The following is a 14,078-nucleotide window of genomic DNA, read 5'->3' as shown; positions in this document are numbered from 1 at the left end:
GGCCCTCGTGCCGCGAATCACACTCGCGACGTCACGGTTGCGGCGATATTGCCGCGGGTGGCCTTCGAGTACGGGCAGAATCCGTGCGCGGCCTGAGCCAGCTCGGCGGCCGCAGCCGTCTCCAGTCCCGGAAGGTAGACGTCGATGTCGGCGGTCAGTCCGAAACCGCCGTCGGCGTCGTCCTTGCCGATGCCGACGGTCACCTTCACCGCGGTCTCATCGGTGAGAGTGGCGCCCTTGTTCTTCGCCATCAGACGCAGCGCGCCCATGAAGCAGGCGGCCCAACCGGCGGAGAACAGCTCCTCCGGGTTGCTGCCGTCGCCGTTGCCGCCCATCTCGACCGGCGGCGCCAGGACGAGGTCGATGCGGCCGGATTCCGAGACCACCTCGCTGTCTCGGCCGCCTCCGGTAGAGGTCGACGAGACGTGGTACACGGGGCTCACGGTCATTGCATTCTCCTATCGGTTCTTCTGGCACGGGCGGGCTCGTCGGCGCGATCATCACGCAGCACGGGCCCGTTCCTCCAACCTACTCGTCGCGCGAGCGGCGGAAGGGCTTCGCGGCCATAGACAACGGCAGCCACTCGCTGACCTGCTTGCGCAGGGTGATGAGTCCGGACAGAACCAGTGCACCGCAGTGGATCCACGCGAGGACACGGGCCACCACGCTGACCTCCGGATATCCGAACAGAAGGTCGGAGCCGACGATGGTGAACAGGACGGTGACGACGATCAGCGACAGGTAGATGCTCCGCACATTGCGGCTGTGCCCCTTCGCGATGCCGACGAGCAGCGGATAGCCGAGGGCGGTGAACAGCGGGATGCCGATCAGCAAGCCGGGCGTCCAGAAGTCGGCCATGGACACCGCCTTGGTGTCCGGGTCGATACCTTTCACGCTCTCGAGCCCCGGCAGCAGTCGTTCCGCCATCAACGATTCGAGCCACGACAGGTTCACGAATCCGTAGATCATCCACGCGGCACAGGCGGCGGCCGCGATGTAGAACACGATGCGCGCGTCGCGGGTCAGCACGCGCGGCGGCGCACCGGGATCGACGGGGCGGGCGGGATACCGGTTGTTGTGATCGTTGTCCTTCGACCTCCGAGCGATCTCCGCCATGTCCTCCGCATCCAGTTCGGCCTGCGTGGGGATGCGAGGCCGATCGGGGTCGTCGGACGGTCGAGGTGTCGTCATGCCCTCGATAATGGCAGACGACGGCACCCGCCGACCCGTCCGCGGGCTCACGGGGCGATCTTCAGCATGCGCGTGGCGGTCCCCTGCCAGAGCGCACCGTCGGGCGCGATCATCCCGGTCAGCTGCAGCGGCTCGTCGAGGGGTGCGGTCGCGACGCGTCGGGTGACGACGCGTCGGCCGGTGGCGAAGTCGATCGCCGCGTAGTTCACCGGTCCCAACTGCTGCGGTCCGGGTGCATACGGCCCGTAGGCGAGGCCGTGGATCAGACCGTCGGCGCGCGACAGCCTCGGCAGGGTCGCCATCCGATCGGTGGTGGTCTCCCACACGCGTCGGCAGCGGCCGTCGGAGACGTCGATGCGGGTCATGCCGCCTCGGAAGGGTGCCGCCGCAGGCACGCTGGGTCCGCTCACCGCCATCGGCGGGTACTGGAAGCCGTAGGTGCTGGGGATGACCAGGCTGCGTCCCCACGCCATCGGCGAGTTCTCGGTCCCCTGGTTCGGCGCTGCGAACGCTCGCATCCGGCAGACCCGGGAGCCGTCGTCGGAGCGGTAGACGATGAGATTCGGGACGGCGGCGCTGTCGACGATCCCCACCCAGCCGTCGCCGCCGGGTCCGAAGTAGGTGGGGGTGGTGCCTGAGCCCCAGGTCAGTTGGCCGGGTTTGCGCGCGATCCCGCGGTCGTAGGTGCGGCGCCACACCGTGCGCGGGACACCGTCGGCGTCGGCTCGCATCTCGTAGAGCGCATGCGTGGAGAGGACGGAGACGCCGGTGCGGTGGACGGTGAGCCCGTTGCCGAGCTGTTCACTCCCGGGCAGTCGTGCGGTGCCGATCCGACCGTTCTGGGCGACGGTGCCGACGACGCCGCCGGTGGTCGCGAACCAGGTGCGCCCCAGGTGATCGGGCGCGAGGCCGGTGACGCCGTCGCCGTCGAGATGCTTCGAGATGTCGGTGGCCGCATCGACCCGCAGCTCCCAGCCAGCGGTCGTGCGGTGGTGCCCGACGCGCAGGATGCGTCCGGATCCGTCGGCGACGACGACGCGGTCGTGGTCGTCGAGGAAGCCGTACACGCCGCCGAGCAGCTGCCCCTTGGTCAGCGGGAGACGCGCGAGGACCCGCGCGGTGCGCGGATGGAACAGGGTGACGACGGGCGTCGCGAACTGCGGCGGGCTGCCGGCGACGTAGGCGGTGCACAGCGAGACCGGGTAGCCGTCGCTGCCGACGAAGGTGGCCGCGCAGACGCCGCCGGGAGTGCTCGACGCGGCCAGGTGCCCGGTCCTTCCGGGACCGCGATAGGCCGTGCTGTCTGTCGATTCCGGGTCGCCGTGCATCAGCGACGTCCAGGCCGGTCCGGTCCCGGATGCAGAAGGGCTCGCCGCGGCGGTCGCAATGGACGCCGTGGCGAGCCCGAGGATCGTCGCGGCGACGACGATCAGGATGCGCTTCCCCACTCCCATGTCCTCAGTCGATCATGCGATCGACCGAGGGCACCGGCGAATCGGGCCGCACGTCATGAAAACCCCGGTTCAACTGTGGGCCCCGTTCAGCGATTGAACTCACTGAGAATGAAGTTGGTCGCAGGCAGCATGGTGAACAGCATCGGCATCGCGTGGTTGACGACGAGGCCGGGGAAGATCGGCGGGGTGTAGTCGTTGGCGAGGTGCACCGTCGCGCCCTGCTTCTTCCAGTCGCGGTACAGCTGGACCACCTGCCCGTGCGGGATGACGTCGTCGTTGACACCCGTGGAGATCAGGACGGGGGCGTTCGGCTTCAGAGTGCCGATGCGCTGGTCGGCCAGCATCTTCTGGATCTCCGGGTAGCCGTTGATCACCGAGGCCAGGGACTTGCCGCTGCGGGTCCACTGGTTGGTGCGCTGGAAGCCGTAGGAGAGGCCGGTGTCGGCGATGCACTGGGTCGCGACGTTGTGCAGGACCTGCTCGCCGTGGGCGTTGGTCTCCTTGGTCAGGATCGGTCCGAGCGCCGGGTAGCGGGCGGCGAGGCCGTTGATGGCGTAGCTGATCGCACCGGCGATGAACGTGCCGTCGATCTTGGTGATGACCTTGGAGAGGTCGGCGGGCGGCGCACCCGCGTAGGTGGCCTTCACGTTGAGGTCGGCGGCGTACGTGGACGCCAGTTCGGCGGCCGACGCGGCGGCGCCACCGCCCTGCGAGTAGCCGGAGAAGGCGACGGGCGCGTCCTTGGGCGCCTTGGCGACCTTCAGCGCGGCGCGCGCGGCGTCGAGCACGGCGTGGCCGGACTCGAGGCGGTTGACGTAGGTGTGGATGCCCGGGGTGCCGAGGCCGATGTAGTCGGTCATGACGACGCGGACGCCGTTGAGGAGGAAGAGGTTCATCTCCAGGCCCGAGTAGTTGACGCCGAGGCTCGGCTTGGTCGGGTCGATGGACATGGGGAACGACAGCATCTTGGATCCGGCGCACTGATCGCCCTGTCCGACGGTGCCGGGCGCCAGGACGACGGTGGGGCGCGGGCCCTTGCCGCGCCACGGTGCGGTGGGTTCGACGACGGTTCCGGTGACCGCGGTGGGTGCACCGTCCTGCTTGGTGGACGTGTACATGATCTTGGTGGCGGTTCCGGGCCACTGGCCGCGGATGCCGGGGATCTGCAGGAGCAGTTCCGTCGGCTGCGTCTTGACGACCGAGCCGGGCGCGGACGCGAAGTTCGACGGCGGCGTGTAGAAGTTCGCCGCCTGCGCCGTGCCGGTGCCGACGACGAGCCCGCTCCCGACCACGGTGCCGACGACCGCGATGGTGGCGGCCCGCTTCGCGAACCCGCCGATGGATGACGTGGATGAGACAAAGCCCCGAATTTTTCTCATCCTCGTAATGTAGAGCACAAACTTACCGATGAGTAGCCCCAGTTTGCCCGTTTCACCGGTGACGACCGCCACAGGAGCCACACTCCCGCCGAAGACGTCGATTCCCACATGAGGCGTTGCTTCCCGCTACACGTCGGACGTGCAGCGGGAAGCAACGCCTCATGTGGGAACGGTTACCCAGCGCGGAAACGGCAGACGAGGAAACGCAAGAGAACGCTGGAAGCAGAAGATCGAAAAGAAGCTCACGACGACAGATCGCAGCACCTCTGGAACAGCACCGATCAGCGCCGAGCAGCCCACGTCCGACGGGTCGCGGTGATGACGTTCGCCGAGCTCTCCGCAGGGACGAGCCGCTAGGCGAGGAGCGAGGACTGCCGAGGCAACGTCGTCACCGCGACCCGTCGCACGTGAGCGGGCCGCGCGTGCGCACGACAAGTACAGAGCTACACCAACAACTCAGCGATCTGAATCGTGTTGAGCGCCGCCCCCTTGCGCAAGTTGTCCCCCGACACGAACAGCGCGAGTCCGTGGCCTTCGGGTGCGCCTTCGTCTTGGCGGATGCGGCCGACGAGGGAGACGTCGCCGCCTGCCGCGTCGAGCGGGTTGGGCACGTCGGCGAGGGCGACGCCGGGGGCTCCTGCGAGGATCTCGCGGGCCTGGTCCGGGGTGACGGCTTCGTCGAACTCGGCGTTGATGGACAGCGAGTGGCCGGTGAAGACGGGGACGCGGACGCAGGTGCCGCTGACGAGGAGGCCAGGGATGTCGAGGATGCGGCGCGATTCGTTGCGCAGCTTCTGGTCCTCGTCGGTCTCACCGGTGCCGTCGTCGACGAGGTTGCCCGCGAGGGGGACGACGTTGAACGCGATGGGTGCGACGTAGTTGATCTTCTCGCCGAGGTCGACGGCGTGGCCGTCGTAGACGAGCTTCTCGGCGTCGGCGGCGCCGGCGCGGACCTGGCCCGCGAGTTCGCGGACGCCGGAGAGCCCGCTGCCGGAGACGGCCTGGTAGCTGGAGATGATGAGGCGCTTGAGCACCTTGGCGTCGTGCAGCGGCTTGAGGACCGGCATGGCCGCCATGGTGGTGCAGTTGGGGTTCGCGATGATGCCCTTGGGCGTGTTCTTCGCGAGGTGGCCGTTGACTTCGGCGACGATCAGCGGGACGTCGGGGTCCTTGCGCCAGGCGGACGAGTTGTCGATGACGGTGACGCCTGCGGCCGCGAAGCGGGGTGCCTGGATCTTCGACATGGTGCCGCCCGCGGAGAACAGGGCGATGTCGAGGCCGGTGGGGTCGGCGGTCTCGGCGTCTTCGACGACGATGTCGCGGCCGCCCCACTGGATGGTCTTGCCCGCGGAGCGCGCGGACGCGAAGAAGCGGATCTCGTCGGCCGGGAAGTTCCGGTCTTCGAGCAGTTGACGCATGACGCCGCCCACCTGGCCGGTGGCGCCGACGACTCCCAGTCGGATACCCATGTCCGTTTCTCCTATCGTCCGGTTCCGCCGTAGACCACGGCGTCTTCCTCGGAGCCGAGGTCGAAGGCCTCGTGCAGCACCTGGACGGCGCGGTCGAGGTCCGATTCCCGGACCAGAACCGAGATGCGGATCTCCGAGGTGGAGATCAGTTCGATGTTGATGCCTGCTTCGCTGAGCGATTCGCAGAAGGTGGCGGTGACGCCGGGGTGGGTCTTCATGCCCGCACCGACGAGGGACACCTTGCCGATGCTGTCGTCGAGGATCACTTCCGCGAAGCCGATCTCGTCCTTGAGCTTGCCGAGTTCTGCGACGGCGACGTCGCCGAGTTCCTTGGGCAGGGTGAAGGTGATGTCGGTCTTGCCGGTGTCGATCGCGGACACGCCCTGGAGGACCATGTCGATGTTGATCTCGGCGTCGGCGACGGCACGGAACACCTTGGCTGCGTAGCCGGGCTTGTCTTCGATGCCGACCACGGTGACCTGAGCTTCGCTGCGGTCATGGGCGACTCCGGTGAGGATCGCTTCTTCCACGGGGATGTCCTCCATCGAGCCGGACACGAGGGTGCCGGGCTTAGTCGAGTACGACGAGCGCACATGTACTGGAACGTTGTAGCGGCGCGCGTATTCCACGCAGCGCAGCATGAGGATCTTGGCGCCGCACGCGGCCATCTCGAGCATCTCCTCGAAGGAGACCTTGTCGAGGTGCTGGGCGTTGTGAACGATGCGGGGATCGGCGGTGTAGATGCCGTCGACGTCGGTGTAGATCTCGCAGACGTCGGCTTCGAGTGCCGCGGCGAGGGCGACGGCGGTGGTGTCGGAGCCGCCGCGACCGAGGGTCGTCACGTCTTTGGTGTCCTGCGAGACGCCTTGGAATCCGGCGACGAGGACGATGGTGCCCTCGTCGAGCGCGCTGCGCACGCGGCCGGGGGTGACGTCGATGATCTTGGCCTTGCCGTGCTTGCTGGTGGTGATGACACCCGCCTGCGAACCGGTGAAGGAGTGGGCTCGCTCGCCGAGTCCTTCGATCGCCATGGCGAGGAGTGCGTTGGAGATGCGTTCACCCGACGTGAGGAGCATGTCCATCTCACGGTCCGGGGGATTCGGGTTCACCTGCTCGGCGAGGTCGAGGAGTTCGTCGGTGGTGTCACCCATTGCGGAGGCGACCACGACGACGTCGTTGCCTGCACGCTTGGTCTCGACGATCCGCTCGGCCACCTTGCGAATGCGCTCGGCATCCGCCACCGAGGAACCGCCGTACTTCTGGACGACCAGTGCCACGTCGTGCAACCTTCCTGAATTTCATCTATCCGTCTACGGGACTTGCGCCGCGTTCACCTTACCCGCCACTCCCGGCCAGACACATTTCAGCGATCGCCTCGAGGATCGCCCGTAGGATCGCGTCCGATGAGTACCCCTCGCACCACCGACTCGGTTCGGCGCTGGTGCACCGACTACGAGTTCGCTCTGCGGTGCATGGCCGTGTACGTCGCGGTTCGGATGGTCGGGCTGGCCGTACTGACCGCGGTCTCGGTGTCGAAGCACCTGGGCATGATGCAAGTCCTGTCGAAGTGGGACGGCGAGTGGATGCTCGGTATCGCGCGCTACGGCTACGGCGGGGTCCCGTTGAACTTCGCGGACGCGAACGGCATCCACACGGAGTTCACGGCGTACGCATTCTTCCCCGGGTATCCGATGACGGTGAGAACGGTCACGTTTGTTCCGGGACTGACGCCGTTCGCCGCCGCGATGCTCGTGAACGTGGTCGCCGGACTGTGCGCGGCGGTGGCTGTCGGTCACGTGGGCCGTGTGTGCGCCCAGCGCGTCCGCGACTCGCTTCGACCGCCGAGCACGTCGACGGCGGGCATCGTGCTGGTCGGATTGTTCGCGGCGACGCCGATGTCGGTGGTGCTGAACATGGCGTACACGGAGGCCCTGTTCTGTGCGGCCGCCGCCTGGGCGCTGGTCGGTGTCTTGGAGCATCGGTGGCTGCTCGCGGGTCTGGCCGCCCTGGGGGCGGGCGCGGTGCGTCCGACAGCGGCCGCGGTGATCGGGGTGGTGATGATCGCGGCCTTCCTGTCGCGGCGCGACGGCCCCCGCGCGTGGGCGGCGATCGTGCTGGCGCCGCTGGGGTACCTCAGCTATCTGGCGTTGGTGGCGTCGAAGACGGGGCGGCTCGGCGGCTGGTTCGAGATTCAGACGACCGGATGGAACACGAAGATCGACGGCGGGGCCGCGACGTGGCGGTTCCTCACCACGACTCTCCTGCACGCCGGGGACTTCGCCGCCGTGGCGACCGCGTTGATCATCATGGCGATCGTCGTCCTCCTGATCTGGTCTGCGGTGGACCGCATCCCGTGGCCGGTTCTGGTGTACGGCGCGGGGGTGGTGGCCTCGATCCTGTTGTCGGACGGTTTGATGATGAGCCGCGCACGCCTGCTGCTGCCTGCGTTCGTCCTGCTGATTCCGGTGGCGTTGCGGATCGCGCGGCGCCCGAACGGCGAGATCGTGGCCTTCCTCGGAGTTGTCGCGCTGTTCTCGGGGTGGTTCGGCATGCACATGCTGACCGTGTTCCAGTACGCGATCTGAGGCGTCGCCTCTCGGAGGTCTGCCGGTTTCATCCCGATCGGACCGTCGTGCCCGGCGGCCGGACGGTCCGGGTATGTTTGCCGTGACCCGGGGACGACGTTCGCCCCAGGCCGGTGCGACGAGAGGACGACGGACGCATGTTCACCGCACCGACGCGCAGCATGTCGGCGGTGTTCACTCCGCTCCGTTCAGGTTCGCTGGTCGACCAGATCAGCGAGCGGATCGCCGAGGCGGCCGAATCCGGACTGCTCCTTCCCGGCCAGCGCCTGCCCAACGAGGTGGAGTTCGCCGCCGCCCTGGGCGTCTCGCCGCTGACCATTCGCGAGGCACTGGCCCGCCTCCGGTCCGACGACGTCGTCGTCACCACGCGCGGCCGCAACGGCGGCAGCTTCATCTCTCCGGATCTGGAACCGTGCGTGGAGCACGCCGAGGCACGTCTGCGGGCGACCACCCGTCTCGAGCTGGCTGAGCTCACCGCGCACATCGAGGCCCTGGCCGGTGCCTGCGCCCGCGCGGCGGCACTGCGAGCGGGCGGGCGCGACATCGAAGGGCTGCGGGCCCTCGTCAACCCCGACTGTGACGATCCGGGGGTGTCGCGGCGGCTGGCGACCGAGTTCTTGATCGAGGTCGCGACCGTGGGCCGCATCGCGCGTCTGGCGCGGGCCCTGATGGAGACCCTGTCGGAGTGCGGCGTCCTCAGCTATCTCCCGAACACCGACCCGGAGTTCCGGCGCGCGGCGGCCGATCACCGGTCGCGGGTCGTCAGTGCCATCGAATCCCGCAGCGAGTCGGACGCGGAGACCGCGATGCGCGCCCTGGTGCTGCACGTGTCGTCGTGGTTGCTGTCCAGGCACGCCGAGTCGACCAGAGCGTTGGAGAGACCGTCATGATTCAGGCACAGCCCACCCCGCCCGAGGTAGCCGAGGTGGCGCGATCCCTCGCGATGATCTCCGATCGTGTGCAGCGCTGGGTGGTGGCGCTCGGCCACTCTTTGGCCGCCCATCACGGCACGCTCACCGCTGCGGCGATCGACCGGATCGTGAAACCCGATGTCGACGAACTCCTCGCGGATCCGGAGTCGGCGATCGCCGGTGCCGGGTTCATCGCCACCGAGAACCTGGTGAGCGGCAGCAAGACCTTCATGGCCTGGTGGCAGGGCCCGGACTGCGAACGCGTGGACGCCCTCGCCAATCTGTCGTCGGCGACGGCGGGTCGGTACGTGGACGCCGACTGGTTCCGACTTCCGATGAGCTCGGGCCGGCTGCACATCACCGGACCGTACGTCGACCTGCTGTGCACCGACGCGTTCGCACTGACCTACACGGCGCCGGTGACCTGGCACCGCTCCCCCGATCCCGCCGGTGTGGCGGGTGTCGACGTGACCGTGGCGACCCTCGAACGCCGCCTGCTGCGCATGCTCACCGCAGTGGCTCCGACGGCCGCGCTCGTGAACGCCGAGGACCGCGTCATCGTGACCGCGGCGCCGCTGGTGACGCCCGGGGACTTCGCCGTCGATCCGCAGCACCGCTGGGATGTCGGCCACGGCCTCGCCGTCATCGCCTGACGACTGCATCACGCGAGCCGAATTCAGGTCGCCGGAGACGACGGTCCGGGCGTAGCCTCAACGGGTCAGCGAAGCGGATCCGCCTCGCCCTCCCTGTTCGATTCCTGGAGCTCTACACGCATGTCCGCGGCACCACCGGTCTCTGTGTCGTCGATCCCCGCACCGCCGGCGGATCGCCGAACCTGGATCGGCCTGGCTGTGTTGATGCTGCCGGTGCTGCTGGTCTCCATGGACTTCTCGGTGCTCTACCTGGCGATGCCGACGATCGTCGCGTCACTGGATCCGACGGCCACGCAGCAGCTGTGGATCCTCGACATCTACGGTTTCATGATCGCGGGTCTGCTCATCACGATGGGTAATCTCGGCGACCGAATCGGTCGTCGGCTGATCCTGCTCGTCGGCGCCGCGGTCTTCGGCGGCGCGTCGGTGCTCGCCGCGTTCGCGCCCGGACCGGAAGCCCTCATCGCGGCGCGCGCTCTGATGGGACTCGGCGGCGCCACCCTGATGCCCGCCAGCCTCGCGCTGATCGCCAACATGTTCCCCGACAGTCGTCAGCGCGGCCGGGCCATCGGCATCTGGACCTCCGCGTTCGCAGGCGGCGCCGCGATCGGTCCCGTGCTCGGCGGCATCCTGCTGCACCACTACTGGTGGGGCGTCGTGTTCCTGATCAACGTGCCGGTGCTGGCGATCCTGTTCGCCATCGGTCTGGCCATCCTCCCCGAGTTCCGAGCGACGAGCACCGCGCCGTTCGACGTCCTCGGCGTGATCCTCTCACTGCTCGGCATCCTGCCCGCGGTGTACGCGGTGAAGGCCTTCGCGACAGCAGGCCCGTCACCGCAGGCCATCGGCGCCGCCCTCTTCGGCCTCGCCATGCTCGTCGCCTTCCTGTGGCACGAGTCGCGCGCGGCCGCGCCGCTGCTGAACCTGCGGCTGTTCCGGAACGCGACCTTCAGCGCGTGCCTGGCCGTCGCACTCGTCGGCATGATGTCCGAGGGCGGCATCGCCTACCTCACCAACACGTATCTGCAGTCGGTCCTCGGGCACGACGTCCTGGCCGCCGCACTGGCCGGTCTGCCGATGGCCGTCACCATCGCGGCGTTCTCGATCCTCGCCGAGCGGGTCGCTCGGCTGATCGGCCCGCGGTCGGCCCTCGCGGGTTCCGCTGCCCTGGCCGGCATCGCGACGATCGGCTTGCTGGCGTTGGGCACGTCGTCGTCCCTGTGGATCTTCATGGCGCTCACTGCGGTGGCGGGCATCGGGTTCGGCATCCAGTTCGCCCTCGTGACCGACATCGTCGTCGGCTCGGTTCCGCCGAAGCACTCCGGCGCGGCGTCGGGCATCTCGGAGACCAGTTTCGAGCTCGGCACCGCACTCGGCCTGGCCGTTCTCGGGTCGGTCGCGACCGCGGTCTTCCTGGCCGACGACGACGGCCACGGCTTCGCGGACTCGCTCGGCGAGACCTTGAAGCAAGCGGCGGAACTCGGTGGCGCGGGCGATGCGCCGGCGCTCGCCGCGAAGTCCGCCTTCGTCGACGGTCTGCACGTCGCGGCACTCGCGGGCGGCAGCACGCTGCTGGTGCTCTCGGCGGTCGTCTACGTCGTGATGCGCGGGAGTCGCTCGGCATAGCGCAGACTCCCCGCCCCCGGACGATGCCGCGGGGCGGGGAGTCGCGTCGAGAATCGGTCAGTACCGCGCGCAGGTGGCGGCGACCTTCACTCGCAGCGCGAGCATCTCGGCGCGTCGTTCGGCGCGCTGAGCCGGGGTCAGCTTCTTGTGGTCCTTCGCGTGCGACTTCCGGTGCTGGGCCTTCTCGTGGGTCTTCGTGTGGTCGCCCTTCTTGTGGTTCGGCTTCTTCGCGTGGTCGCGGGCCTTCACGATCCGCTCCTCGAAGTGCTTCTTGGCCTTGGGGTTCGACTCGATCTTCTTCCAGAGCGCCGGATCCTCCTTGGCGATGGCCTTCTCCACCTGGGCCAGGGTGCAGTTCGTTCCCGGCACCTTGGTCGTCGGCGCGGGCGCCGCATGCTTGGCCGGCGCGGGCGCCGCGTGGGTCGCGGCCGGCGCTGCGGAGGCGACGCCGGCGACCGGTCCGGCCAGGAACATCGCCGCCGCACCGATCACGACCATGCCGCCTGTCGCCGCACTTCTGAGAGGTCGTTTCATCTGGGGTCCTTTCGACCTGAAAACCGGGCATCAGTCCGGGGCTCGACGACGAGTTCCGCCGAGACGACGATGACCGTACGAAGCGAAAGCCTGGGTGGCGCTGCCGATTTCCGTACAGGTTGCTGTGAATCCTGGCAGTGCGCTGTATGACGTGATAGCGCGTTCTTCGTGTGGATGCCCGCTTCGCGACGCACTCCACCGGACGCCCCGGATCGGCAGTGCTATCGTTGAATGCATGCAGCGCGCGCTCCTTCTCGGTTGCCGCGGCGGGGTCTGATTCGACCGGCTCTCCGTCGCGGGGCCTCTCGACGCGCCGGTCAACCCCTTCTTTTTCGATCAGGAGATTGACCACTCATGGCACCAGCAGACGCTTTCAGTTCCGCCCCCAGCCGCATCGTCGAGCCCAAGGGCCCCATTCCCGACGGCCAGCCCAGCTGGAATCCGCAGCGCACCTCCGCGATGCCCGTCCACCGCTACCGCAGCTTCGAGGCCGAGGTCGAGAAGATCTCGCTGCCGGACCGCACCTGGCCCGACAAGGTGACCGATCGCGCCCCGATGTGGTGCGCCGTCGATCTGCGTGACGGCAACCAGGCGCTGATCGACCCGATGAGCCCGGCCCGCAAGCGTCGCATGTTCGACCTGCTGGTTCGCATGGGCTACAAGGAGATCGAGGTCGGCTTCCCGTCGGCCAGCCAGACCGATTTCGACTTCGTCCGCGAGATCATCGAGGACGGCGCCATCCCCGAGGACGTCACGATCCAGGTGCTGACGCAGGCTCGCCCCGAGCTGATCAAGCGCACCTACGAGGCGTGCGCCGGTGCGAACAGCGTGATCGTCCACTTCTACAACTCCACGTCGGTGCTGCAGCGTCGCGTGGTTTTCCGCGCTGACAAGGCCGCGATCACCAAGATCGCGACCGACGCCGCCGAGCTGTGCCTGGCGGAGGAGAAGAACTACCCCGACACCGACTGGCGTTACGAGTACTCGCCCGAGAGCTACACCGGCACCGAGCTGAGCTACGCGAAGGAGGTGTGCGACGCCGTGTCCGCGGTGATCGCACCGACCCCTGAGAAGCCGCTGATCATCAACCTGCCCGCCACCGTCGAGATGGCGACGCCGAACGTGTACGCCGACTCCATCGAGTGGATGCACCGCAACCTGGCGCGCCGCGACTCGATCATCCTGAGCCTGCACCCGCACAACGACCGCGGCGAGGGCGTCGCAGCCGCCGAGCTGGGTTACATGGCCGGCGCGGACCGCATCGAGGGCTGCCTGTTCGGCAACGGCGAGCGCACCGGCAACGTCTGCCTGGTGACCCTCGGCATGAACCTGTTCAGCCGCGGCATCGACCCGCAGATCAACTTCGCCGACATCGACGAGATCCGCCGCACCGTCGAGTACTGCAACCAGCTGAACGTCCCCGAGCGCCACCCGTACGGTGGCGACCTGGTCTACACCGCCTTCTCCGGCAGCCACCAGGACGCCATCAACAAGGGCCTGGACCAGATGAAGATCGACGCCGACGAGGCCGATCAGGACGTCGAGGACATCCTGTGGCAGGTTCCGTACCTGCCGATCGACCCGAAGGACGTCGGCCGCACGTACGAGGCCGTGATCCGCGTCAACAGTCAGTCCGGCAAGGGCGGAGTCACCTACGTGATGAAGGCCGATCACGGCCTGGAGCTGCCGCGCCGCCTGCAGATCGAGTTCAGCCGCGAGATCCAGAAGATCACCGACGGTGAGGGCGGCGAGGTGAGCCCGAAGGAGATGTGGGACGTCTTCGCCCGCGAGTACCTGGAGCCGATCACTCCGCTGGAGCGCATGCGTCAGCGCGTCGACGCCGCCGAGACCGACGACGGCGAGGACACGGTCACCGCGGTCGTGCTGGTCGACGGCGCGGAGAAGGAGATCTCCGGCACCGGCAACGGCCCGGTGGCCGCCTTCGTCGACGCCCTGGCGACCATCGACTACGACGTCCACGTCCTGGACTACTACGAGCACGCGATGACCGCGGGCGACGACGCCGAAGCCGCCAGCTACGTGGAGGCCGAGGTCAACGGTGAGACCGTGTGGGGTGTCGGCATCGCGCCGTCGATCACCACCGCGGGCCTGCGCGCCGTGGTCTCCGCCGTGAACCGCGCCTACCGGAAGCCGGTCGTCGTCGAGGAGGCCGCCGAAGGCGCCCGCACCTGGGCCCCGTAGTTCTCCGCGGGTAGACCGCTGGACTTTCCGACCGCCGAATCGTCTCTGCCGTTGTTCGGGCCCCGCTGCGGGGC

The 14,078-nt window shown here is 68.3% G+C and carries 12 protein-coding genes; 5 read left to right on the top strand and 7 right to left on the bottom strand.

The features are described from left to right. Positions 1–17 precede the first annotated feature (17 nt). From ACH46_RS01905 to ACH46_RS01880, 6 genes are all read right to left on the bottom strand, one after another. A complete protein-coding gene (locus ACH46_RS01905; protein WP_062391442.1) occupies positions 18–449 on the bottom strand; it encodes an Ohr family peroxiredoxin in 432 nt (143 codons plus the stop codon). A 79-nt stretch (positions 450–528) separates the two neighbouring features. After that, positions 529–1,191, bottom strand: a complete 663-nt coding sequence (locus tag ACH46_RS01900; RefSeq protein ID WP_062391441.1) for a hypothetical protein — start codon at positions 1,189–1,191, stop codon at positions 529–531. Between the two features lie 47 nt (positions 1,192–1,238). Continuing rightward, the gene (locus tag ACH46_RS01895; RefSeq protein ID WP_062391440.1) at positions 1,239–2,645 is read right to left on the bottom strand and encodes a hypothetical protein; all 1,407 of its coding nucleotides are present in this window, start codon (positions 2,643–2,645) and stop codon (positions 1,239–1,241) included. Positions 2,646–2,731: 86 nt separating this feature from the next. After that, on the bottom strand, positions 2,732–4,024 hold the full coding sequence (locus tag ACH46_RS01890) for a lipase family protein (protein ID WP_082399314.1): 1,293 nt from the start codon (positions 4,022–4,024) through the stop codon (positions 2,732–2,734). Between the two features lie 443 nt (positions 4,025–4,467). Further along, positions 4,468–5,493 carry an aspartate-semialdehyde dehydrogenase gene (locus tag ACH46_RS01885; RefSeq protein ID WP_062391439.1) on the bottom strand — a complete coding sequence of 342 codons (1,026 nt, stop codon included), beginning with the start codon at positions 5,491–5,493 and terminating at the stop codon, positions 4,468–4,470. A gap of 11 nt (positions 5,494–5,504) precedes the next feature. Then, positions 5,505–6,770: an aspartate kinase gene (locus tag ACH46_RS01880; RefSeq protein WP_062391438.1), complete on the bottom strand. Its 1,266-nt coding sequence runs from the start codon at positions 6,768–6,770 to the stop codon at positions 5,505–5,507. Between the two features lie 126 nt (positions 6,771–6,896). Here ACH46_RS01880 and ACH46_RS01875 point away from each other — a divergent pair, with 126 nt between their 5' ends. The 4 genes from ACH46_RS01875 (at position 6,897) to ACH46_RS01860 (ending at position 11,268) form a co-directional block, all read left to right on the top strand. Further along, entirely contained in the window at positions 6,897–8,078 is a 1,182-nt protein-coding gene (locus tag ACH46_RS01875; protein WP_062391437.1) for a hypothetical protein, read from the top strand. Positions 8,079–8,215: 137 nt separating this feature from the next. Then, positions 8,216–8,968, top strand: coding sequence for a FadR/GntR family transcriptional regulator (locus tag ACH46_RS01870; RefSeq protein ID WP_062391436.1), 753 nt, complete (start codon positions 8,216–8,218; stop codon positions 8,966–8,968). Beyond that, a complete protein-coding gene (locus ACH46_RS01865; protein ID WP_062391435.1) occupies positions 8,965–9,642 on the top strand; it encodes a cache domain-containing protein in 678 nt (225 codons plus the stop codon). Before ACH46_RS01870 ends, ACH46_RS01865 begins: the two co-directional genes overlap by 4 nt. Before the next feature lie 120 nt (positions 9,643–9,762). Then, complete coding sequence (locus tag ACH46_RS01860) at positions 9,763–11,268, top strand: MFS transporter (protein WP_062391434.1); 1,506 nt, start codon at positions 9,763–9,765, stop codon at positions 11,266–11,268. Positions 11,269–11,325: 57 nt separating this feature from the next. Here ACH46_RS01860 and ACH46_RS01855 read toward each other — a convergent pair whose 3' ends face one another. Then, positions 11,326–11,802: a hypothetical protein gene (locus ACH46_RS01855; RefSeq protein WP_157850984.1), complete on the bottom strand. Its 477-nt coding sequence runs from the start codon at positions 11,800–11,802 to the stop codon at positions 11,326–11,328. 354 nt (positions 11,803–12,156) lie between these two features. Here ACH46_RS01855 and leuA point away from each other — a divergent pair, with 354 nt between their 5' ends. After that, positions 12,157–14,004 (top strand): 2-isopropylmalate synthase, encoded by a 1,848-nt coding sequence (leuA, locus tag ACH46_RS01850; protein WP_062391432.1) that lies wholly within the window; start codon positions 12,157–12,159, stop codon positions 14,002–14,004. Positions 14,005–14,078 lie beyond the last annotated feature (74 nt).

Source organism: Gordonia phthalatica (assembly GCF_001305675.1).
Taxonomy (GTDB): domain Bacteria; phylum Actinomycetota; class Actinomycetes; order Mycobacteriales; family Mycobacteriaceae; genus Gordonia; species Gordonia phthalatica.
The sequence above is the reverse complement of the archived record's forward strand: the minus strand, read 5'-3'. Positions and strand labels throughout refer to the sequence as shown.